Consider the following 22885-nt stretch of genomic DNA (forward strand, 5'->3'; position numbering starts at 1 on the left):
AAAGAGTCATGAGACACGTATTATTTAGTCCCCCTGATATAACAGAGGCAGAGATCAGTGAAGTTGTTGATGCTTTGAAGTCCGGTTGGATAACTACCGGACCTAAAACTAAAAAATTAGAACAGCTGGTAGCAGAACGTTGTCATACCTCAAAAGCTGTTTGTTTGAATTCAAATACGGCATGTGCTGAGATAACTTTGCGTATATTAGGTATAGGAATCGGTGATGAGGTTATTGTTCCAGCCTATACTTATACAGCTACCGCAAGTGTGGTAGAGCATGTGGGGGCAAGATTGGTCATGATAGATTGTGAGCATGGAAAGTTCACGATGGATTATGAGAAATTAGAAGCGGCGATAACCGAGAGAACAAAAGCTATAATCCCGGTGGATTTGTTTGGTATTCCTTGTGGCTATGATACGATTTTCGATATAGTAGAACGGAAAAAGAATTTATTCCATCCAAATGATAACCCGATTCAAAAAGCCTTGAATCGAGTGATTGTTATGGCTGATGGTGCTCATTCTTTTGGAGCCTCATATAAAAAATTCCCAATAGGTTCTGTCGCCGATTTTACGAATTTCTCATTTCATGCGGTGAAAAACCTAACAACAGCGGAAGGCGGTGCGGTTGTTTGGAGAGATATTGAAGGGATAGATAATGATGAGTTATATCACCAATATATGTTATTGAGTCTTCATGGTCAGAGTAAAGACGCTTTGGCAAAAACGAAGTTGGGAGCGTGGGAGTATGATATTATTGGGCCATGGTATAAATGTAATATGACAGATGTCTGTGCGGGCATAGGCCTAGGACAAATAAAAAGGTATGATGAGATTTTGTCCCGTCGAAAAGAAATTATAGACCGTTATAATAAAGGATTGAAGGGGCTACCTATTACGGTGGTAACGCATTATACTTCAGATATTGTCTCTTCTGGACATTTATATATTATAAATCTGAATGACAAAGATGCCGAACAACGGAACAAATTTATAGAGAAAATGGCCGGATTAGGAGTTGCGACCAATGTACATTATAAACCGCTTCCTATGCACACAGGCTATAAGAAATTGGGGTTCAAGATAGAGGACTATCCAAATGCTTATGAGCAATTTAAAAATGTTGTGACATTGCCGCTTCATACCTGCTTGTCTGATGAAGATGTGGATTATGTGATTGAGTGCGTGAAGGAATGTTTAAAATGAGAAGGATATGACATTTGAAAGATTGTATCATATAGTTCGAATCTCTTTGCTGAGAAATGGGTTTTATTTTGAAATATGATTGGTATATTTTGTAGTTGAATTAAACTTTAAATATGTATGAACGATATGTAAAACGTGGAATAGATTTTATTCTTGCGTTGATAATTTTGCCATTTGTACTATTTGTAATAGTCATAATGACTCCATTTATTCTTATCTCAGATCCAGGTCCAATATTCTACAGTGGATTAAGAAGGGGACGTAATGGAATACCTTTCAAAATGTATAAGTTCCGTTCAATGTATGTTAATTCTCCGGATGTAAGGAATCTCGATGGGTCTACATTCAATGGACATGATGATCCTAGAGTGACACCAATAGGTCGGTTTATGCGGAAGACTTCTATCGATGAGATTCCACAATTCTTGAATGTCTTGATTGGGGATATGAGTTTTGTTGGACCTAGGCCTACTTTAGCGACTAAATCATTTGAAGAAGTTGAAGTAGAAAGAAGAAAACGATATGATGTGAAACCTGGTATTACTGGATATGCTCAGGCTTATTTTAGAAATTCTATTTCTCAAGAAGATAAATTTAAATATGATCTGTACTATGTAGATCATGTTTCTTTTAAGTTAGACTTGAAGATTTTGTCGCAGACGATGATTTCTGTAATAAAACGAGAAAATATTTATGTTAAAGAGAAAAATAATGATAATCGATAAGATAAACAAGATCTATTTATAAGTGAAACGATTATTAATTATAGGAGCTTCAATATTGCAATTGCCAGCAATATTGAAAGCTAAAGAAATGGGATTGTATGTAGGAGTCGCTGATTTTAACCCACATGCGATTGGTGTATCTCATGCTGACGAATACTTCAATGTGAGTACAATTGATGAAGAGGGAGTGTATCAAGCCGGAAGAGAATTTAAAGCAGATGGTATTGTTACATTGGCCACAGACATGCCAATGCGGGCTGTGGCCTATGCTACTCATAAATTAGGTCTTGTTGGAATATCATACGATACGGCGATTAAGGCAACTGATAAGGGAGAAATGATCAAAGCTTTTGAAGTTGCAGGGGTAGAACATCCATGGTATTATATACTTCACACTCCAGAAGATTTGAAAAAGGTTGTTTCTGAAATTACGTATCCTTGTATCAGCAAACCTGTGGATAACGCGGGCAGTAGAGGTGTTGTTCTAATTGAAAGTTCAAAGGATTTGGAGAATGCAATTCAATATAGTTCTCTAAACGGACGAAATGGAGGTGTCATTATTGAGGAATATTTAAAAGGCAGTGAGGTCAGTGTTGAGGTTATGGTTGTTAATGAAGATGTTCATATATTGCAAGTTACAGATAAATTGACAACAGGAAGCCCCCATTTTGTTGAGATGGGACATAGCCAGCCTAGCTTATTAGACTATAAGGATATTAGGGCGATCAAGGATTTGGCAAAAAGAGCCGTGAATTCTATCGGTATTAATCATGGCCCAGCTCATGTGGAAATAATGCTAACAGATCAAGGACCAAAAATGATTGAACTTGGAGCAAGGATGGGTGGAGACTGTATTACTACACATTTAGTGCCATTGTCTACGGGTATTGATATGGTGAAAGCTACTATACAAATAGCGTTGGGAGAATGCCCTTCTATTGCTCCGAGATTTGATAAAGGAGCGGCGATACGTTATATAGAAGAGACAAATGGTGTTATTGAGAATATTTCGGGAATTGATAAAGTGAATAGCATAAATGGTATTGAGCATGTCGTGTTGACTAAAGCCGTAGGCGATGTCGTTAATCGGATTAGCAGTAGTGTGGATCGTATCGGATATGTAATTTCTCAAGCGGATACAGCTCAAGCTGCTATTGATCTTTGCGAAAATGCGATGAAACATATTGTTATTACTACTAAATAATGATAAAAACATAAGTGTTGTTATGAAATTGAAAGGGAAACGTCTTTTATATATAGGTGGGAGTGCTTCAATAACTGATATTGCATTCTATACTAAGAGTCATGGTATAAAGTTGCTAGTTGCAGGGAAATCAATACCGCAAGATATACAAGCATTGACAGATGAACAATATATTATTGATGTTTGCGATAGGGAATGTCTGAAGAAAATAGTGCTAGAACATGCTGTTGATGGCATATTGGTTATAGGAAATGAGGACATTATAACAAGTGTGGTTGATGTGGCAGAGAATATAGGTCTTGATTTCTATGTAAATCGTAATCAATGGGTTGAATTACAGGATAAAAAGAATTTTAAGAGAAACTGTATAAAGTATGGCATTCCTATTGTAGAGACTTATGAGTTGTCAAATGATTCGGATCCTGTTCAAATACCCCGGAGTGCTTATCCGGTTATATTGAAACCAGCTGATAGTTGTGGGTCAAAAGGAATTTCAATATGTAATTCAGAAAAAGAATTGAAGCAATCAATTCAAAAAGCGAAATTATATTCAAGGACAAATCGGTTTTTATGTGAAAAATATATGGATTGTCCAGAGATTACTATTAAATATCTATTTGATCGCGGAAATATATATGTATGGGAAATAAATGATCGATTTGTTAATAGAGAGCAAAAGAATGTAGGAGCAATAGCGGATTGTACTATATATCCATCAAAACATGTGAAGCTATATTTTGAAACGTTGCATTCGAAGATGGTTGAAATGCTTAAAGATTTCAATATTTATAATGGAACTATGTTCATACAAGCATTTGTTGATGGAGAAATTATCCGGCCTTATGATCCAGGGATTAGGTTTTCAGGAGGATTATCATATTTTATCACAAAGCATGTTTTTGATGTGAATCCATTGGAATTTATGATAAACACGTCACTTGTTGGACGGATGTATTTAGGAGATGAAAACCTTATCGAACGAATAAGCGTAGATATGAATGGCCGCTTTCTCGCCAATTATTCAATTTTAGCAAAGAAAGGAACTATTGCTGAAATCGAGGGTATGGATCGTGTAACAAAAATACCTGAGGTGTTTAATACAATACAACTGCTTCATGTAGGAGATGAAGTAAATATGATAGGTACTTTGCAGCAGGTATTTGCAAGATTCCATATAGAAGCTAAGAGTAGAGAAGAGCTGAATCAGATTATGAGTGAGGTATATAATGCAATTCAGCTGAAAGGTATAGATGGGGAAAATATGAAACTCTGTCAAAAAATTAGCATATTATAAGTAAGTTTAAGCATGAAGGGGTATGCTGATATCTTAGTTGATTTTGTTGTTGCGCTTAAATATGAGGATTTACTGGGTAGTGTCATTGAGCAGACAAAATTGTTTAAATGATTTGCATAAGAAATAGGATGTTGTACTTTATATAGAGGAGTATTAAATGAAAATAAGTGTTATTGTTCCAGTATACAAAGTTGAGAAATATTTAAAAAGGTGTGTCAATAGTATCTTAAATCAAGATTTTGAAGATTATGAAATAATTTTAGTAGATGATGGATCACCTGATGGATGCCCTGCGATATGTGATGAATATGCTAAGTTGTATGCAAAGATAAGTGTTATACATAAAAAAAATGGAGGACTATCTGATGCTAGAAATATTGCAGTTGCTCAATCAAAGGGAGAATATATTGTATTTATAGATTCTGACGATTATGTAGATAGTAATCATTTATCTTCTTTATGGGATGCCATGGTGAAAAATGATGCTGATATGAGTTGTAGTCCCCCAATTATAGAATATGAAACTGTTGATACTGCTGAAAATGATGGTTTGTTTGAACATTGTAGTAAAAATAATGTAAGTTCTTTTGAACTATGTGTTTCTGCTAGAGAGGCTCAAGCTATTATATTGCGAGGTTATCCTGTTGGGACAAGTGCATGGTCTAAAATTATAAAGAAAGAATATTGTGTAAAACATCCATTTCCTAAAGGAAAAGTAATGGAAGAACTTGCGACTGTCTATTATATTATGGAAGAAACAAATAAAGTCGTTTTTATTGGAGTTAAAACATATCATTATGTGCAAAGGGTTGGTAGTATTCTTCATTCTGAATTTAGCTTAGAAGAAGTGGATGAGTATATGAGTATGGCTGAAAAGTATGCTATAAATGCTCCTAATATTGATATTAAATATGCAGCAGCTACAAGGCTTATCCTTTTATCTCTGCGTTTGGTTTGTGCGCCTAATGGAAACGATGAGAAAAAGATATATTCTGTTGTTGTGAAATATTGTAGAAAGTATTTGAAGTACTATATTATGGATAATAAAATGAATTTTAGAGAAAAAATTAGAGCTCTTTTGATGGTTGTTTCACCTGTTACTATACGTTTGTATGTATGGAGAAAGAAAAAGACTAGTATGTTGTATATGTAGAAATATTTTTTTTGAAAATATTTTAACTGCTTGATATTAAAAATAAAATGACGGGTTTTTTGTATGATAGTTAGATTGGATTTATTTTATAAGTATTTGATAGATCTTTTATTGATCTTTATCATAATAGGATGCTTTGGGTATGTTTCTTCACTATATGTATATCATGCTACGGTTAAATATATGGGAGTGCTCTTGATTTATTCTTTATTTATGATGTATGTATTTAGAAAACATATACAGAAGTTACCGACAGTATGGCTCGTTACATGGTTATATATATCTATCTCTACTATCTTTTTGAATTTTCCTAATTCTTTTCGCTATTTAGTGGTATTTTCATTAGGCGTAGTATTGCTTAAATTGAGCACTGTGTCAAGTAGGTTGTTTTGTAATATACCTAAATTGTTTATTGCTATAGGTGTTGTTTTTTCATTAATTACATTGGCTCAAATTGTTATTCCGAGTTTGTTTGATGTGATTTTAAGAATAGTTCAGAATGAAGAATTATATATGCAAACTCTTGAATATAGAGAGCGGTTTGGTGCATATTGTGGAATTGCTGGAGAATCTAGTTTTAATGCGTTTTGTATTGCTTTGGGAATCTTGTGTCTGGTATCGAGCTTATATGTTTCACGGAAAAGAAAGTATTTGAAGATATTATTTATTGGAATTATGTATTATTCTATTCTTTTGACGGGAAAAAGGAGCTTTTTGTTGATGATCCCGATGATCATTTTGTCTTTGTTTTTTATGCAATCTATGATAGATAAAAATAAAAAAAATGTTACTATTTGTATTGTGCTGATGTTTGTGTTGCCTTTAATTTTTTATTCTTTTTTGGGGAATTTAGTTATGGATATACTAGCTAGTGGAAAAGGTAGAAATTATGGAGCTGCTGTGGATTTGTCAAATAGGGAATTATTTTGGGCTATTGCATTTAAGATGTTTAAAACTAGTCCAATATTTGGTCATGGTATGATGGCATATGATAATTATTATAATGATTTTTTTAATCATGATTATACTTTTGCTGGTGCACATAATAGTTATTTTCAATTATTTGCAGAAATGGGATTTTTGGGCGGTGTTATATATGTATATGCTATTTTTATATCGTTTTTTAAAACAGTAGTATACACTAAGCATATAATGATGGTGAAAAAAAATAATTTAAAATTTTTAATGTATTCTTCTTTATGTATTCAAGCAATGTGTATAATATATGGGTGGTCTGGAAATCCATTTCATAGACCTCAACAATTGTTGACGTATTTTGTTGCTTTAGGAATAGGTTTATATGCATATAAATTAGAAAAAATAAAAATAAAATGAAAATTTTAATTGTACATAATAAGGAAATAAATTATTATCCACCAGTAAAATCTCTTGTTGATATACTTTTGGATATAGGTGCTTCTGTAACGTTGATTACATATGATAAATTTTCTTATAGGAAAGAAAAAGAACTTGATTCTGATTTTAAATTAATAAAAATTGAGGATTTTAAAAAGAAAGGTAAAATTCAACGGTTATTGAATGTGTTTTTGTTAAAGAGAAAAATTCGACAATGTGTTTTTCATTTAATGAAAACTCATGATCTTATTTGGACGACAACAGATAATACTGTCTCATTAATTGGAAGAGGTTTATTGAATTATGAAAATCACATCATGCAATTAATGGAATTAGTTGAAGATACTCCTTTGTTATATTATAAAGTTGTTTATCAACTAAAACTAAATAAGCTGTTTAAAACCCATTTGGATAAATATGCTAGACATGCGAAATATGTAGTTGTACCAGAATTTAATAGAGCTCATATAATTAAAGCTATGTGGGGACTTGAAAGACTTCCTGTAGTGTTACCTAATAAACCGTACTATCTAAATTTAAGTAATCCAAATACGGAGGTGTTAAGAATCGTAGAGAATCTGAGGAATTGTGGAAAGAAATTGATTTTATATCAAGGAGTTTTCTTGAAAGAAAGAAAGTTGGAGGAATTTGCACAGGCGGTAAATAGCCTTGGGGATGAATACGCTTTTTGTATAATGGGAAGTGATACTCAGGAGCGTAAGCAATTATGTGAAAAGTATCCAGAGATTATTTATGTACCATTTATTACTCCTCCTTTTCATTTACTTATTACCCAAATAGCATTTATTGGAGTATTGACTTATTTTCCTACGGCAGATGATTTGGCTGGGAAATTGAATGTTGTATATTGTGCTCCAAATAAAATTTATGAATATGCATATAGTGGGCTTCCTATGATCGGAAATAATATACCTGGTTTATCTGGTCCTTTTGAAAAGTATCATATAGGAAAGTGTTTTGAAAAGTTAGATTCTGTAGTTATTGCAGAAGCGATTAAAGAGATTGAGAAAGATTATGAGAAAATGAAGTTGTCATGTGAAAAATTTTATAATGACATTGATATGAAGGCAATTGTTCGAGATGTTTTAAATTATTCTATTTAATTTTGTGATAGGAGGATATTTATGAGAATTGCATTGTATGGAATAGGTGGTCTCTATAATTATGGATGTGAAGCGATTGTTAGGGGAACTGTTTCTATCATTAGACAAATAGCATCTGATGTTCAAATTGTATATTATTCAAAACGTGCTGATGAAGATAGGATTAAAATAGTAGATTTGGGGATTGAAACGATTCAATTAAAAATGGAATATTCTATTGTTTCTATTTTTTTGAATTGGATTGGTCGAAGAATAAATTTGTCATATCGATTTGGGGAATCTGGTTTTAAGCAGGTTGTAGATAATTCGGATATTATAGTGTCTATAGGAGGAGATATTTATACTATTCCGAAATATGTACGTTCGAAAAGGAAATATACATATTATAGAAGTTTGGTTCAGTTTGGAGAATATGCGTTGAGGAAGAATAAAAAACTGATTATATTTGGAGCTTCTATTGGACCATTTGGCGAATATAAGCCTGCTAAGAACTATTTTTTAAATCATCTAAAAAAAATAGATTTAATTGTAGCAAGGGAGAAAAGATGTGTTGATTATTTGAAAGATAACTCAATTGAAAAGAACGTTTGTTTTATGCCTGATCCTGCATTTTTTGTAGAATTTTCAGAAAAGATGCAGGATTCTTATGAATATATAGGTATAAATTTAAGCCCTCTATCTCTATTGGAACTGTATGGTGAAGGATATGATAAAAATGTAAAACGTATTACATCGATTATAGAAAATATTGCAGCAAAAAGTGGTTTGCCTATTTTATTGATACCTCATGTAATTAGTCCAATACATTTTAATGATAACGATTTGATTTTTATGGAAAATATATATTGTAAATTAAATTTGTCTACACAAAAGGTAACATCTATTTGTGAGCCTCATGGATTTTTAGAAGCAAAGAGATTGTTGAGAAAATGTCGTGTTGTAGTTGCTGCCCGTATGCACTGTGCGATTAATGCAGTGTCGGAAGGAACACCCACTATTTTTTTAGCATATAGTGAAAAGGCTAAAGGAATGGCACGGTATATTTATGGTGATGACCGCTGGCAGATACCATTAGAAGAAATAGAGGATCGATTAGTAAATATGGTGTATAAACTTCTTAAAGATGAAGCTAAGGAACGGGATTTTCTTCATTTTCGAATGGCTGAAATTAAGGAAACAATTGTAAGTGATAAGTGTATGGAAAGGTTTAAGAAAATGTTATTATAAAACTCATTGGTATAATAAACTTGATATTGAATTCTTTACTAGAGTAAGATTATGAAAATGAATAACACTATTGCATCTATAGGTAGTGCATGTACAGGATGCTCTATTTGTAGATTAGTGTGTAGCAAAAATGCTATTACATTAAAAGAGAATCGAGAAGGTTTTACTTATCCTGTTATTGATATGAGTATTTGTGTGAATTGTGGATTATGTTTGGCTAAATGTCCTATTCATAATAAATCTTCCATATTAAATAAAGAGATTCAACGAGTATATGCAGCATATAATCGAAGTGAACAAGATAGGTACGAAAGTTCTTCGGGTGGTATATTTGTTCTTTTAGCAAGAAGTGTTATTGCGATGGGAGGGTGTGTATATGGTGCTGCTTATGCGGATGATTTATCTGTATTTCATTGCAAGGTTGATACCGAGGATGGGCTGAAAAGGTTGATGAAATCTAAATATATACAAAGTGATGTTGGGAATACTTATGCTTATTGTAAAAAAGACTTGGAAAATGGGAAAACTGTTTTGTTTACAGGTACGCCTTGTCAAATAGCAGGATTGAAATCTTATTTGGGAAAAGAATATGATGGTTTGTTAACTCAAGATTTTGTTTGCCATGGTATTCCTTCAAGTAAAGTTTGGAGAGATTGGAAAATGTACTTAGAAAAGCATCATTCAGAGATTAGTTCAGTTGATTTTCGTTCGAAAATAAATGGTTGGTTTTTTTTTCATATATCATATAAGTTATGTATAAATAAATTTATACATATATCCAGTCGAGAAGATCCCTATTATGTGGGGTTTAACGATAGCTTATATTTGAGAGAATCCTGTTATGATTGTAGATTCAAGAAAGATAATCATTATAGTGATATAACCTTAGGAGATTTTTGGGAGGTAAAGAAAATGGCTCCTGTAATGAATGATGATAAGGGGGTATCTATTCTTTTTTTGAATACAAAGAAAGCAATTGAATGGTATGAAAGAGTAAAGCAAAATCTAATATATATGCCCTTGAATTATGAATTGGTGTGTGTGAATCATAATATGATTGTCAATTCAGCAGGGCACCGTGATTTGAGGGATAAATTTTATGAAAAATATAATGGGTGTAATTTGCAAAAAGTTGTTGCTAATCTACGGATAAAGCCATCGATTAAGAAGAGAATAAAAAACAGAATAATTAAAATATTTAAGAAAGTTTTTTAATATGAAAAGAGTTATGCTTGTCTTTGGAACGAGACCTGAAGCTATAAAAATGTGCCCTCTAGTAAATGAATTGAAAACAAGAAAGCAGATTGAGACCATTGTGTGTGTCACAGGGCAACATAGACAGATGTTGGATCAAGTGCTGGACGTTTTTTCTGTTGTTCCTGATTATGATCTTTCTATTATGAAGGATAAACAGACGTTATTTGATGTTACTACTAATATACTAGAGCGTATTAAAACTGTTTTAGAAACAAGTAAGCCTGATGTTGTGTTAGTGCATGGAGATACATCTACAACATTTGTAACTGCACTTGCTTGTTTTTATTTACAAATACCTGTTGGCCATGTGGAAGCGGGATTGCGTACATATAATATATGTTCGCCTTATCCAGAGGAATTCAATCGTCAGGCGGTTGGAATTATTTCTCAATATAATTTTTCTCCAACAAATATGGCAAGGGATAACTTGCTTCGAGAGGGGAAAAAATCAGAGAATATTTATGTGACAGGTAATACAGCTATTGATGCTCTTAAAACAACAATTCGTAGAGATTACTTTCATCCGGAACTTGATTGGGTGTCTGGAAGTAAGATGATCATGTTAACGGCTCATCGGCGAGAGAATCTTGGAAAACCTATGCATCATATGTTTCGAGCAATACGAAGGATACTGGACGAACATGAGGATGTTAAGGCGATTTATCCAATCCATATGAATCCTCTTGTTAGGCAGATAGCTGATGAGGAGTTGGGTGAATGTGATAGAATTCATATAATAGAACCCTTAGATGTACTAGACTTTCATAATTTTCTGTCTAGAAGTTTTATGATTCTTACTGATAGTGGTGGAATTCAAGAAGAAGCTCCTAGTTTGGGAAAACCAGTTTTGGTAATGCGTGATACAACAGAACGGCCTGAGGGAGTTGTTGCGGGAACACTGAAACTTGTAGGGACGGACGAGGATGTTATTTATCAGAATTTTAAAAAACTGCTAAATGATAAAGATATTTATGATACGATGACCCAAGCCAGCAATCCATATGGTGATGGTTTCGCTTGTAAGCGTATTGCGGATATTTTAGAATTCGGTAAGATGGGAGTTTATGAATAAAGTGAACGTTGTCCTCTTTAGTGCCAGATATCAAAATCAATACGAATAATTAAAAATAGTCTGATAAAAAATCACATAATAGACTACATTTATTTGTGCTTTTGTAATATTTTAATCGTATACAAATTGATTAGCATGTCAAATGTCGGAGAAAATAGTAAGCGTATAGCCAAAAATACATTGCTGCTTTATTTTCGTATGCTTTTTATGATGGTTATAAGTCTCTATACGAGTCGTGTTATATTGAGTGTTCTCGGTATAGAGGACTATGGCATTTATAATGTTGTAGCTGGTGTGGTTGCTATGTTTGGTTTCCTAAATTCAGCTATGACTGTAGGGACTCAGCGCTATCTGACTTTTGAGCTAGGAAAAGAAGACTATTGTCAGTTGCAGAAGGTTTTCAGTACAAGTATATTGATACATTTTTTTATTTCTGTGTTGATAATAATTTTTGCGGAAACAATCGGATTGTGGTTCTTATATGAGAAAATGATTTTTCCTACTAATCGTATAGATGCTACTTTATGGGTTTACCAATCATCTGTTCTTTCATTGGTTGTGATGGTGCTGAGTGTTCCTTATAATGCAATGATTGTAGCTCATGAGCGCATGAATGTATATGCGTATATTTCTGTGTTAGAGGTGATTGCTAAATTGCTGATAGTCTATTTATTACAAGTGGGAAATTTGGATAAACTAAAATTGTATGCTGTTTTAATGTTTATAGTACAGTTGTGTATACGTTTTGTTTATGGTTTTTATTGTACTCATCATTTCCGAGAAGCAAGGTATATGTGGTTTTGGGATTCGAAATTGTTTAAAAACATGTTAGGATTTTCTGGTTGGAATTTGTGGGGTAATTGTGCTGCTATGTTTTTTACTCAAGGCTTGAATATATTATTGAATATATTTTTTGGTCCAGTGGTAAATGCTGCTCGAGGAGTAGCGGTACAAGTTCAAGGAGCTGTTGCGCAATTTTCTTCTAATTTTCAAATAGCATTGAATCCACAAATTACGAAATCTTATGCTAAGAAAGATTTTGTTTATATGCATGATCTAATATTTAAGAGCTCGAAATTTACTTTTTTTCTTCTCTTGTTTTTATCGCTTCCTATAATGATAAGGACAGAGTTTATTCTTATTTTTTGGCTAAATATCGTTCCTGATTATTCGATTGCTTTTTTACGTTTGATACTTTGTGTTACAATTGTTGATGCTGTTGCTAATCCATTGATGATTTCTGCTTCGGCTACAGGTAATGTGAAACTTTATCAATCTGTAATAGGTGGCGTGTTGCTGTTGATATTACCGATATCTTATTTGGTTTTGAAATTGGGAGGAAATCCAGCTTCGGTTTTTGTAGTTCATTTGTGTGTTTGTGTGATTGCTTTTATCATTCGTTTGTTTATTATTCGTTCCATGATTCATTTGTCTCTTAGAGACTATTGTCAGCAAGTGATTTTACGATGTCTTTTGGTACTATTAATATCAATTATTTTACCATTAGTGTTAAATGTGTTATTAAATGATACAATCTTGTCATTTTTTATTATTTGTCTTGCTTGTGTTTTTAGTATTTTGTTTTCTGTGTATTATATAGGACTAACTGTTTCAGAACGTATTTTTCTTAAAAAAAGAATATCAGCTTTTTTATTGTATCATAAAGACGTGTGGAAAAGTTTTGACAGAAAATATGGATTGAAAAAATGAGTTAGAGCATTCTTGGGAAGGCTTTATTTCTTGTACAGAAAGAGACAAAGTTACACGGTATCTTCCTAGAATAGTTCTGCTCACGAAACAAAGTATCTTATTGTCTATTTTACAAATGGTACAAGGATATATGAAGCAAGATAGTAGAAGTCCATGTGGATGGTCTTCCTGCTTCAATTCAAAAAACGCCTAAGAAAGGGGACACAAAATCAGTCAGGGAAGATTCCCGCTCCTTCACCGTTCGTATACCCGTGGAGTTGCGTATGTATTGGTTTGCATATTTTTCTGAGGATTCTAAGCTATTAGGAGCAGAAACGTGAAGGCGACGAGCGTATCTTCCATAGATGCAAAAACGAGAGTTGCTGGTGCGTGCATCGGTTTTGTATCCAACGTTGATTACAGGGAAGATATGACATCAGTCGAACATGTGTGGGTCTATCCTTTGACCACGCAACGTAATAGTCTGTTTCACATCGGCAGCAACGCAGGGAGCTGAGATGGCAGTTGCCTGCTATAGCCATTGCAGTTGGTAAAGATGCTAGGAGGATCTGTTTGGGAGTGTCTAAGCAAGTTTTTACTGAAATGTTTAACGGTTGTAGAGATTTATCGAGTCTGCGACCCGATAAAATAGGAGTGACAATCTGTCAATGGTTAAAATTATATTAAATTTTTAACAGTTTGATATATGTGCACTTGCAAAAGTGCCTATATGAGGGGTATGCTCTAATTTGAGTGCAAACAACTAGTTGGTAATTAACTATTCTCTCGCAGAAGTAGGTGTGTCGGAAACCTATCAACTTTTTCCGATGTGTTCAAAGGATCGAAAAATAAAAAAATATATCAATAATAAATGAATCAAAGTATAAAATTCCTGCAAGCTATTGATGCCTTTCATAGCAAGGATATACCCAAGGAAGTTTTAGAAAGGGCAAAACAATCTTTATTGGATTATCTTGCGGTATGTTCCGCTGGTGCTGCTTTCCAGAAAGAAAAAATAGATAATTACATGGAGTTTGCCATGCCGGAAACCGGAGAGTTCAACACGATTGGTACCGGGAAAAGATTGTCGCTGAAGGAGGCCGTATTTCTTAACGGCCTGAATGCGCATGCCTTGGACTTCGATGATGGAACCAATTCCGGTATCATTCATCTTGGTTCTCCGATTTTTTCATTATTGCTCCCTTTGGCAGAACGGTATGACTTGAAGGTAGAGGATGTGTTAAAAGCAGCCGTAATCGGCTATGAAACGTCCTACACCATGGCGGCTTCCATCCAGCCGGAGCATAAAGCGATGGGCTATCATGCGACAGGAACTTGTGGCGTGCTTGGTGCCGCAATAGCGGCTAGTTATTTGCTAGGCTTCACGGAAGAGGAGCGATTTCACGCATTTGCGACGGCATGTATATCCGCAAGTGGTATGCTTAAAGTATTGGATGATGAATCAGAATTGAAACCGTATAATGTGGCAAAGACGGCTTTGCTTGCGTTGACAAGTATTCAGTTGGCGAAATCTGGCTTCAAAGGTCATCATGACCCACTTGGTGGGCGCGGGTTTATCAAGATGATGACCGGTAGGGATGAGGTTGAGCTGAAGCCGATATTATTGAACGGAACTTACGCTATCATGAAAACTTACACGAAACCTTATGCGAGTTGCCGTTATACGCATCCATCGGTGGAGGCTGCGATCCATCTGAGAGAACGGGTACGGGTGGAGGATATAGAACGCATCGATATCAAAACTTATTCCCTTGCGGTAGCAGGGCATGATCATACCGATATCCCGGGCTCCTATTCTGCTAAAATGAGTATTCCCTATGCGACTGCGGCAGGATTTATCTACGGGAAAGCGGGCCTACAGGAATTTAGCGAGGAGCGTGTGTGCGGAAAGGCGATATTTGACCTTACAAAGAAGATTCATGTAGAACCGGACGCTGAGCTGAGCGCATTGTTCCCCGGTATTCAAGCGGCCATTGTTAATGTGACCAGAAGGGATGGAAGCATTTTGACAGAACGTGTGGATTTCCCGAAAGGGGAACCGGAGAATCCTTTGGATGAGATGGAGTTCAAAAGCAGGTATGATGACTTGATGAAGTATGGCCATCAGACGAGCGGGGACGAGGTGTACCGATTGATTTATGCGAAGGAAACGAAAATTCGGAAAGTTATGGAATTAATGAGAGGAGGAATGAAATGAAGTTAGTACTTGGAACAATGACATTCGGAGAGTCCGTATTCGCTCCGAATGTGAGTGAGTTTGTAAAGATGTTTTTAGATGCGGGATACGAAGAACTCGACACCGCATACGTCTACAACGAGGGAAACTGTGAAAAGCTATTGGGGGAGGTTTTGCCGGAACTTGGTCGCCCTTATAAAATCTCGACTAAGGTGAACCCCCGGATTACGGGCAAGCTGGACGGGGAGGCCGCCTATGCTCAGCTGAACGAGTCGTTGGAGAGGCTAGGGGTGTCGTCGGTAGATACTTTCTTTCTTCATTTCCCAGATCCTGCAACGCCGGTGGAAAACGTTTTGGAGGCCTGTAATAATCTCTATCGAGAAGGAAAATTCAGAGAGTTAGGACTTTCTAATTTTCCGGCATGGATGGTTGTGGATGTATGGTATATCTGCCATAAGAACGGTTGGGTATTGCCGACTGTGTTCGAGGGTATTTACAATCCTTTGACTAGAAAAGCGGAAACTGAGCTGAACGAATGCTTGAATCATTTCGGGATTCGTTTCTATGCCTATAATCCGATGGCTGGCGGATTGCTTACGGGGCGTTATGGAAGATATGAGGACGCTCCGACGGATGGGCGCTTCACGCATCGTCCGAACTACCAGAAGCGTTACTGGAAAAAGAGCTATTTCGATGCTGTGGAAATTATCAAATTGGCCTGCGAGGAAGAGGGTATTACTACTATTGAAGCAACTTATCGCTGGCTTGCTTATCATTCTATGTTGAATGTGGAACGTGGGGATGCGATTATCATCGGTGCTTCCAAGGCGGATCACCTGAAGCAGAATATGGAAACAGTGAAAGCGGGTCCCTTGTCGGATGCGGTCGTGGATGCTTTTGAAAAAGCCTGGCAGCACTGTAAAGCGGATTGTCCTGAATACTTCACTTTGTATAAAGGTAAAGGCTCTGTGGGAGGAGAGAAGAAATAATGCTGAATCAAGAAAGAGTATTTGATGTGTTGGCAAAGCATGGTGTTACATTCTTTACGGGTGTACCGGATTCTTATTTGAATGGTTTCTGTAATTATGCCCTAAACAATTGTGGAAGTAGAAATATCATTGCGGCCAATGAGGGGAATGCGGTAGGTATTGCTTCAGGACATTATTTCGCAAGCAAAGAGATTCCTCTTGTCTATATGCAGAACAGTGGACTGGGGAATACGGTGAATCCTTTGGTAAGTCTTGTGGATAAGGATGTGTATGCTGTTCCAATGCTTTTACTTGTCGGCTGGCGTGGGCAAGGAAACTCTGAGCCGAATCATCCGCAGCATAAGCTACAGGGGGAGATTACACCCGAACTGCTGGAAATCATGCACATCCCCTACACCATCCTTGATGATGACGATGATAAGTTTGCTAAAACAGTGGAGAAAGCGGTCAAATATTGTAAAGAATCCCGACAGCCTTACAGTTTGATCGCACCAAAGGGTGTCATGGCGGCGAGTGATAAGCCGAATAACGTGGACAATACTTATCCAATGAGTAGGGAAGAAGCAATGGAAATCATTTTGAACAATATGCCGGAGAATACCATCTATTCCGCAACGACAGGAAGAGCAACTAGAGAACTGTTTTTCTTGCGAGAAAAGAGAGGTGAAACAAAAGCGCATGACTTTCTCAATGTCGGTTCTATGGGACATGTAAGCTCTGTGGCGTTTGGGATTGCACTGGAGAGACTTGAACGGAAGGTTGTTGCTTTGGATGGTGATAGCGCCTGCATGATGCATATGGGGGCAATGACAATGGTCAGCAAGCTTGATGCTCCAAACTTCATGCATATCGTTTTGAACAATGGAGCGCATGAGTCTGTGGGCGGGCAACCATCTGCCGGTCATAAGGTTGACTTTACCAAAATAGCGGAGGCATGCGGATATGCGACGGTCGGACATCCTGTAACAACAAAGGTGGAGCTGAAGGAGGCTTTGGAAATTCTACGTGATTGTAGCAAGGCGTCTTTCATTGATTGCCGAATTCATAAGGGATTGAGCAGAAAATTGCCACCGATTGTGTTTGAGCACAGAAAAGTGATAAATGACCTGATAGATGATTTGAACGAATAAAAATAATAATGGGTAACAAAACAAAATCCCGTATTAATCGGAAGGGAGAAATATAATCATGAACAGTATGGAAAAAACAAGAGAATTTCTGAAGTCAATCGGTCTCCCCGGAGGGGATGCATACGATTTGCCTACTTCTGAAAAACGATTTGCGGATGGTGGCCAGTACCGCTTTGAAGTTCCCGGAATTCAAGGCCCGAAAGTAATGCAGGCTCTTTTGGAGGCAATGGATGGGTACGGTTTGTACCTGCACCGTGTGACGCAGACTCAGGGTATTATACGTTTGACAGATGAGGAGATTGGTAAGATGGTGGAGCTTGCCCACAAATGGCAGACTGATCTGATTCTTGCCATCGGCCCCCGTGCAACCACGGACACGTCTGCGTCGGTACATACGGAGGAGGGTGTTCGTATGGGGTATCGTTTGCGTGGTCAGGAGCAGATTGTTCGCGCCATAGAGGATGTGAAACGTGCCGCTCGTCTTGGATGCCGTAGCTTCCTTGTTTATGATGAAGGATGCCTGTGGGCATTGAACGAAATGCGCAAAGCAGGAGAGATTCCTATGGACTGTCATTTTAAGGTATCTGCCCATACGGGACACGGAAATCCTTGTTCCGCAAAGTTGTTGGAAAGAATTGGAGCAGACTCTATAAATCCTGTTCGTGACATTCAGCTCCAAATGTTAGCGGCTATGCGTCAGGCAGTGGACTGTCCAATCGACATTCATACCGAAAACCCGAAATCCACAGGTGGGTTTATCCGTCATTACGAAGTGCCGGAAATGATCCGTATAGCCGCACCGATTTACCTTAAGACCGGAGGTTCCGTGGCTGTGACTCACAGCTGGAGCAGTACCGAGGACGATGCGCGTAAGCGTGCAAAACAGTGCTGCCTTGTGAAGCGCATGATCGATGAGTATTATCCGGAAGCTGTTTGGTCTCCGAGAGGCAGTCTACTTTAAGATATTAAGATTGAAGTTCAGACGAATAGATAGAAAAGGAAAAGAAAAGAATAATCATGAGACATCATTTATATAATCCGGGTTTCAAATTTGTAGTGGAACCTGAGCATTTTAATAAGTATACTGACCGTGAGTTGCTTCAGTATTGCCTTGGAGCAACCATGTACATGCCGGGGTTCAAGGACTTTACTCCAAAAATATTAAATAACTCAATACCAGGTCTGACAACCATAGTTCTCTGTTTTGAGGATGCCTGCCCGGAAGAAAAAGTTCCAGAAGCTATGGATAACGTTCATCATCTGTTGGCAACGGTAACGGGAGCTGTGGAAAATGGAACGTTGGATGCCGATAAGGTTCCGCTGATCTTTGTTCGTATTCGTAATCTTGCTCAGTTCAAGGCATTTGGAGAAAGGTTGACGAAACAGGAGGTTAAGTCCTTGTGTGGTATTAACTTCCCGAAATTTAACGCCGAGAATGGCTATGAATATTATGCATACCTACGAGATCTGAATGACCGCTTTGGTGAGATCCTCTATGGTATGCCGATTATTGAGGATGCGGAAGTTGCTTATAAAGAAACTCGCATGATAGAGTTGATGGGTATTAAAAAGATTTTGGACAAGTATCGTGATCTGGTGCTACAGGTTCGTGTCGGAGGTACGGATTTTAGCTCCGTATTTGGTGTGCGTCGTGGTGTCGATTATTCGATTTATGATATTATGGCGGTGCGTGAGTGCTTGTCTGATATCATCAATGTTTGTGGACGCGACAATGATTATGTAATTTCCGGTCCTGTCTGGGAGTATTTTCGTGCTCCAAAGGAATTGATGTTTGAGGAGCTTCCGAATCATGGCATTGAGGACTATCTGATGAAGAGGTTGCCCATTGTAAATAATGAGATTGATGGACTGCTTAGGGAGGTCATTCAAGATAAAGCGAATGGATTTGTTGGGCGTACTGTCATCCATCCCACCCATGTGAAGTTTGTCAATGCATTGATGGCGGTTACAAAGGAAGAGTACGACGATGCCTGTCAGATTCTCGGTACAGGCGGTGGTGTGGTAAAGAGTTCTGGCGGCAATAAGATGAATGAAATCAAGCCGCACACCAATTGGGCGAAGAAGGTTTACAACAGGGCACGTGCATTTAGCGTTATTGAGAATGAAGGTGCTTATGTTAAGTTGTTTGCTGTAAATGAGTAATATGACAAGGAGAATATCATGAGTGTTGAAATACATACACCAATCACAGAAGAAGCAGCAGCAATCTTGCAAGTTGGAGATACCGTCACCATAACCGGTTATATCCTCTGTGGTCGTGATGCTGTACTACCTAAGGTCATTAAAATGGTAAAAGAGGGCAAAGTAGATGGGCTTGGTATTTCTCTGCAAGGAAATGTTATTTTCCATACTGCGGTCAGCCCTGCAGGTGTGGGACCTACATCCAGTAATAAACTGGAGATTGAGAGTAGTATGGAACCATTGAGTAAAGCGGGAATCAAGCTGCATCTTGGCAAAGGGGCAATCCATAAGGAAACAGTGGAAGCTTTACATAAATATAATGCTGTTTATGCGGTTATCCCGCCAGTGACGGCCTTGCTTGCAGATAAAACCATTGAGCAGAAGCTTGTGGCTTTCCCGGAACTTGGTATGGAAGCGTTATATCAGTTGAAAGTAGTACAATATCCGGCTATTATTGCGGCTGCACATGGGAGGAGCATTTATGAATAAGAATTATGAGAAAATAGTTTCGCTTGTTTGCGATACGCTTGTAGAGGCAGGCTCCACTTTCCGAGAAGATAAGAAGAAAGCTTATAAAAGAGTAATCGCATCGGAAGATAACGAGAGGGCTAAGTGGGTTTTGGAGACCGTACTTGCGAATGCGGAAGCTGCGGAGAAAAATCATAGTCCACTTTGTGATGATACCGGTATCCCGCACATGGTGCTGGAGGTTGGTCAGGATGCGGCAGTGACCGGTCGGATGCTGGACGCTATTAGGGAAGGAATTGCAGAAGGTCTGCGTAGACTTCCTGGACGACCAATGGGCATTATGGGGGATGACAGCCATAGAATTGATCAGTCCGGTGGTTTGAATCCTGATAGTGCGGGAGTGGAGCCTGCTCCGATATTAATCCGACGCTGTCAAGACAATGTTATTAGACTGCACATTTTGATGTTCGGTGGCGGTCCTGCTATTAGGGCAAAAACTTACCGTGTATTCCATAAGCACAATACGCAGGTGGTGTTAGATGAAATCGTAAACTGGGCGACAGAAGGTGTTACTCAGCTCGGATGTTCACCATGCACGTTGGCTGTGGGTGTTGGGAGAAGCCATTTTGAAGCTACATCTATGATGCTTCAGGCTCAAGTGGATGGTAGATATGATTTTCAAAGCGAGATGGAGCAGGAAATAACGAGACGTGTGAATGAAGCAAATATAGGACCTCTTGGCCTTCATGGTAAGACGAGTGTGATTGCGACCTTTATGAAGGTTGGTCCACAGCGTGCAAGTGGCGTTAGGATAGTCTGCGTTCGTCCGACCTGTTGCTTTGAACCGAGGATAGCGAGTGTTGAACTTGAGTAATAAGGGGATATATCTCCTCTTCTATGTCTTCAACTCTCATGGTGTCAATCATGGGAGTACATATCGCCGATATGCTTATCGGTATAACGCCAAAAAAGAAAGAGGAACTTCCATGGAAGTGTTTGCAAGAAATGAGAGCCACAAAGGTGCGATGATGAATGTGTAGATGATAGAATAGACTGTAGAATCGATATAGAATAAAGATTTTGTACCGGTCTTCTTTCTCCCTTCGGGGAGGTAAGGAGGCCGGTTCTGTTTTTATGTATGCCTTGATGATCCATATATAAATGTGGGATTCGGCCTTCTGCGGCGCAGGGATAAATATTCCCCCTGTGATCGTGGAAATGAAAAATCTTATGAAAGATTTGAAGGGACTATTAGGCGAATTTCGGGGTTGGCCTACCGTTGAGTTGTTTAGTGTGCGTTTGGCCGGATTGCCGGCGGAAGATAGGGAAAGGCATTTGCTGGGGTTTTGTAAGCTGGCTTTCGGGCATTATGAAGAGTTGCCGATGGGATATCGGAGATTGGTGGATGGTTATTTGGATGGGGAGCGAGGGGAGAACTTGATGGTGTGGTATTTGACAAGGCATACGCCGTGGAAGAATGCCCGTTATGAGTTGCATCGACCGGACTTGTTTTTGCGGATGGCGAAGCTGGTGGAGTTTACGGATCGGGATGGGCGTTTGCCTTATTCTCATTTGGCGGCTTGTTTATGTATGGCGTTTTCCGTCCGGAGTTTATCGGATCCTAATTCGGAGGTCTTGCCGAAATCCTTGGCTAGTCGTTTGAGCGCATTGAATATATTACCAAGTGATATTTTGGAACTGGCGGGGAAGAGGGAAATAACGGATGAGATGTGATTCTTTATTGATAAATGTTAAATGTACGTGGATTGAAGTCGATGAAATTTGGTGTGTTTTTCGTTGATTTGGGAATGTGTGTGTTGGCTGCTAGGTCGTTAACTGTTTTGCGTCATCGAAGTCAGGCTTTGTGGCTATTATACCTTTGTCATGTGTTCGAAGCATGGTTACATTCATTTATTCATTAAAAACGTATAGTTATGGCATTGAAATTTAAATTGGTAATGAGAAAGAATCTAGGTGAGGATCACGAATCTATTCCTGAAAAGGTATACGCTCAAATGGTGTATGGAGATCTGGTTACTTTTGATGAATTTGCGGAGGAGGTGGCGGATAGCTCTGGTGTAGGTAGCGCTAGCGTGAAGGCGGTTCTGGATCGTATGAATGTGGTGTTGGTCCGTCATTTACAGCATGGCAGGCGTGTCAGTGTAGGTGAGCTGGGGCTTTTCCGCTTTTGTTTCGGATCGTCTGGGGTGCCGGATGAGAAGACGTTTTCGACGAACTTGATTCGGGAGCCGAAAGTACGGTTCTACCCGGGCAAGGCGCTACGGGTAGCCAAGAGCCGTACAAGTTTTGAGAAGACTGCGCTTCCGAATGAAGAAGATGCGGGTGGAAACGGGAGTGATAGTGAAAGTCCGGATGAAATCTAAGAGCTATGAGGCGTTTGACGGTTCAATTAATTGTTGCGATCCTGCTCTCAATGAGCGGGATCACACTTCTCTTCAGCGGATTCTGGATTGATCCGCAAGGATTGATCGATAACAGTGTACTGGTGGCTTTCGGTGAGATCAGTACGTTTGCCGGGGCCCTTTTTGGGGTGGACTACTCTTATAAATTGAAAATTAATAATTGAAAA

The 22885-nt window shown here is 37.9% G+C and carries 21 protein-coding genes; all 21 read left to right on the forward strand.

Features of this window, described 5'->3' with window-relative positions; translation table 11 throughout:
* The first annotated feature begins 8 nt into the window (after positions 1-8).
* The 21 genes from QVP94_RS17410 to QVP94_RS17510 all read left to right on the forward strand — a co-directional run bounded on the left by QVP94_RS17410 (position 9) and on the right by QVP94_RS17510 (position 22882).
* Positions 9-1208 (forward strand): DegT/DnrJ/EryC1/StrS family aminotransferase, encoded by a 1200-nt coding sequence (locus QVP94_RS17410; RefSeq protein WP_022193106.1) that lies wholly within the window; start codon positions 9-11, stop codon positions 1206-1208.
* A 113-nt stretch (positions 1209-1321) separates the two neighbouring features.
* Positions 1322-1933, forward strand: coding sequence for a sugar transferase (locus QVP94_RS17415; RefSeq protein WP_022193107.1), 612 nt, complete (start codon positions 1322-1324; stop codon positions 1931-1933).
* A 22-nt stretch (positions 1934-1955) separates the two neighbouring features.
* The gene (locus QVP94_RS17420) at positions 1956-3137 is read left to right on the forward strand and encodes an ATP-grasp domain-containing protein (protein WP_022193108.1); all 1182 of its coding nucleotides are present in this window, start codon (positions 1956-1958) and stop codon (positions 3135-3137) included.
* 22 nt (positions 3138-3159) lie between these two features.
* Positions 3160-4431, forward strand: a complete 1272-nt coding sequence (locus QVP94_RS17425) for an ATP-binding protein (RefSeq protein ID WP_022193109.1) — start codon at positions 3160-3162, stop codon at positions 4429-4431.
* A gap of 157 nt (positions 4432-4588) precedes the next feature.
* On the forward strand, positions 4589-5584 hold the full coding sequence (locus QVP94_RS17430) for a glycosyltransferase family 2 protein (protein ID WP_022193111.1): 996 nt from the start codon (positions 4589-4591) through the stop codon (positions 5582-5584).
* A gap of 372 nt (positions 5585-5956) precedes the next feature.
* Positions 5957-6919 carry an O-antigen ligase family protein gene (locus QVP94_RS17435; protein ID WP_288213309.1) on the forward strand — a complete coding sequence of 321 codons (963 nt, stop codon included), beginning with the start codon at positions 5957-5959 and terminating at the stop codon, positions 6917-6919.
* Positions 6916-8064, forward strand: a complete 1149-nt coding sequence (locus QVP94_RS17440; RefSeq protein ID WP_022193113.1) for a glycosyltransferase family protein — start codon at positions 6916-6918, stop codon at positions 8062-8064. Before QVP94_RS17435 ends, QVP94_RS17440 begins: the two co-directional genes overlap by 4 nt.
* Before the next feature lie 21 nt (positions 8065-8085).
* Complete coding sequence (locus tag QVP94_RS17445) at positions 8086-9291, forward strand: polysaccharide pyruvyl transferase family protein (RefSeq protein WP_022193114.1); 1206 nt, start codon at positions 8086-8088, stop codon at positions 9289-9291.
* Positions 9292-9342: 51 nt separating this feature from the next.
* On the forward strand, positions 9343-10506 hold the full coding sequence (locus tag QVP94_RS17450) for a Coenzyme F420 hydrogenase/dehydrogenase, beta subunit C-terminal domain (RefSeq protein WP_022193115.1): 1164 nt from the start codon (positions 9343-9345) through the stop codon (positions 10504-10506).
* Between the two features lies 1 nt (position 10507).
* Positions 10508-11620, forward strand: a complete 1113-nt coding sequence (gene wecB / locus QVP94_RS17455) for a non-hydrolyzing UDP-N-acetylglucosamine 2-epimerase (RefSeq protein WP_022193116.1) — start codon at positions 10508-10510, stop codon at positions 11618-11620.
* Positions 11621-11755: 135 nt separating this feature from the next.
* Positions 11756-13330 (forward strand): MATE family efflux transporter, encoded by a 1575-nt coding sequence (locus QVP94_RS17460; RefSeq protein ID WP_195392932.1) that lies wholly within the window; start codon positions 11756-11758, stop codon positions 13328-13330.
* An 850-nt stretch (positions 13331-14180) separates the two neighbouring features.
* Complete coding sequence (locus QVP94_RS17465) at positions 14181-15527, forward strand: MmgE/PrpD family protein (RefSeq protein ID WP_022193118.1); 1347 nt, start codon at positions 14181-14183, stop codon at positions 15525-15527.
* Positions 15524-16495 (forward strand): aldo/keto reductase family protein, encoded by a 972-nt coding sequence (locus QVP94_RS17470; protein WP_022193119.1) that lies wholly within the window; start codon positions 15524-15526, stop codon positions 16493-16495. Before QVP94_RS17465 ends, QVP94_RS17470 begins: the two co-directional genes overlap by 4 nt.
* A complete protein-coding gene (gene aepY / locus QVP94_RS17475) occupies positions 16495-17625 on the forward strand; it encodes a phosphonopyruvate decarboxylase (protein WP_022193120.1) in 1131 nt (376 codons plus the stop codon). Before QVP94_RS17470 ends, aepY begins: the two co-directional genes overlap by 1 nt.
* 205 nt (positions 17626-17830) lie before the next feature.
* Positions 17831-18586 carry a peptidase gene (locus tag QVP94_RS17480; RefSeq protein ID WP_229100233.1) on the forward strand — a complete coding sequence of 252 codons (756 nt, stop codon included), beginning with the start codon at positions 17831-17833 and terminating at the stop codon, positions 18584-18586.
* 56 nt (positions 18587-18642) lie between these two features.
* Positions 18643-19788, forward strand: a complete 1146-nt coding sequence (locus QVP94_RS17485) for an HpcH/HpaI aldolase/citrate lyase family protein (RefSeq protein WP_022193121.1) — start codon at positions 18643-18645, stop codon at positions 19786-19788.
* A gap of 18 nt (positions 19789-19806) precedes the next feature.
* Positions 19807-20316, forward strand: coding sequence for a fumarate hydratase C-terminal domain-containing protein (locus tag QVP94_RS17490; RefSeq protein WP_005855520.1), 510 nt, complete (start codon positions 19807-19809; stop codon positions 20314-20316).
* Positions 20294-21169, forward strand: coding sequence for a fumarate hydratase (locus QVP94_RS17495; protein ID WP_005855522.1), 876 nt, complete (start codon positions 20294-20296; stop codon positions 21167-21169). The genes QVP94_RS17490 and QVP94_RS17495 overlap by 23 nt, the downstream gene beginning before the upstream one ends.
* 356 nt (positions 21170-21525) lie before the next feature.
* Positions 21526-22029 carry a hypothetical protein gene (locus QVP94_RS17500; RefSeq protein ID WP_044546884.1) on the forward strand — a complete coding sequence of 168 codons (504 nt, stop codon included), beginning with the start codon at positions 21526-21528 and terminating at the stop codon, positions 22027-22029.
* Positions 22030-22229: 200 nt separating this feature from the next.
* Positions 22230-22679, forward strand: a complete 450-nt coding sequence (locus QVP94_RS17505) for an HU family DNA-binding protein (protein WP_005855526.1) — start codon at positions 22230-22232, stop codon at positions 22677-22679.
* Positions 22680-22684: 5 nt separating this feature from the next.
* Positions 22685-22882 (forward strand): hypothetical protein, encoded by a 198-nt coding sequence (locus QVP94_RS17510; RefSeq protein WP_005855528.1) that lies wholly within the window; start codon positions 22685-22687, stop codon positions 22880-22882.
* Positions 22883-22885: the final 3 nt, after the last annotated feature.

The sequence above is a fragment of the Parabacteroides sp. CAG:2 genome (assembly GCF_000436315.1).
In the GTDB taxonomy this organism is placed as follows: Bacteria; Bacteroidota; Bacteroidia; order Bacteroidales; family Tannerellaceae; genus Parabacteroides; species Parabacteroides distasonis.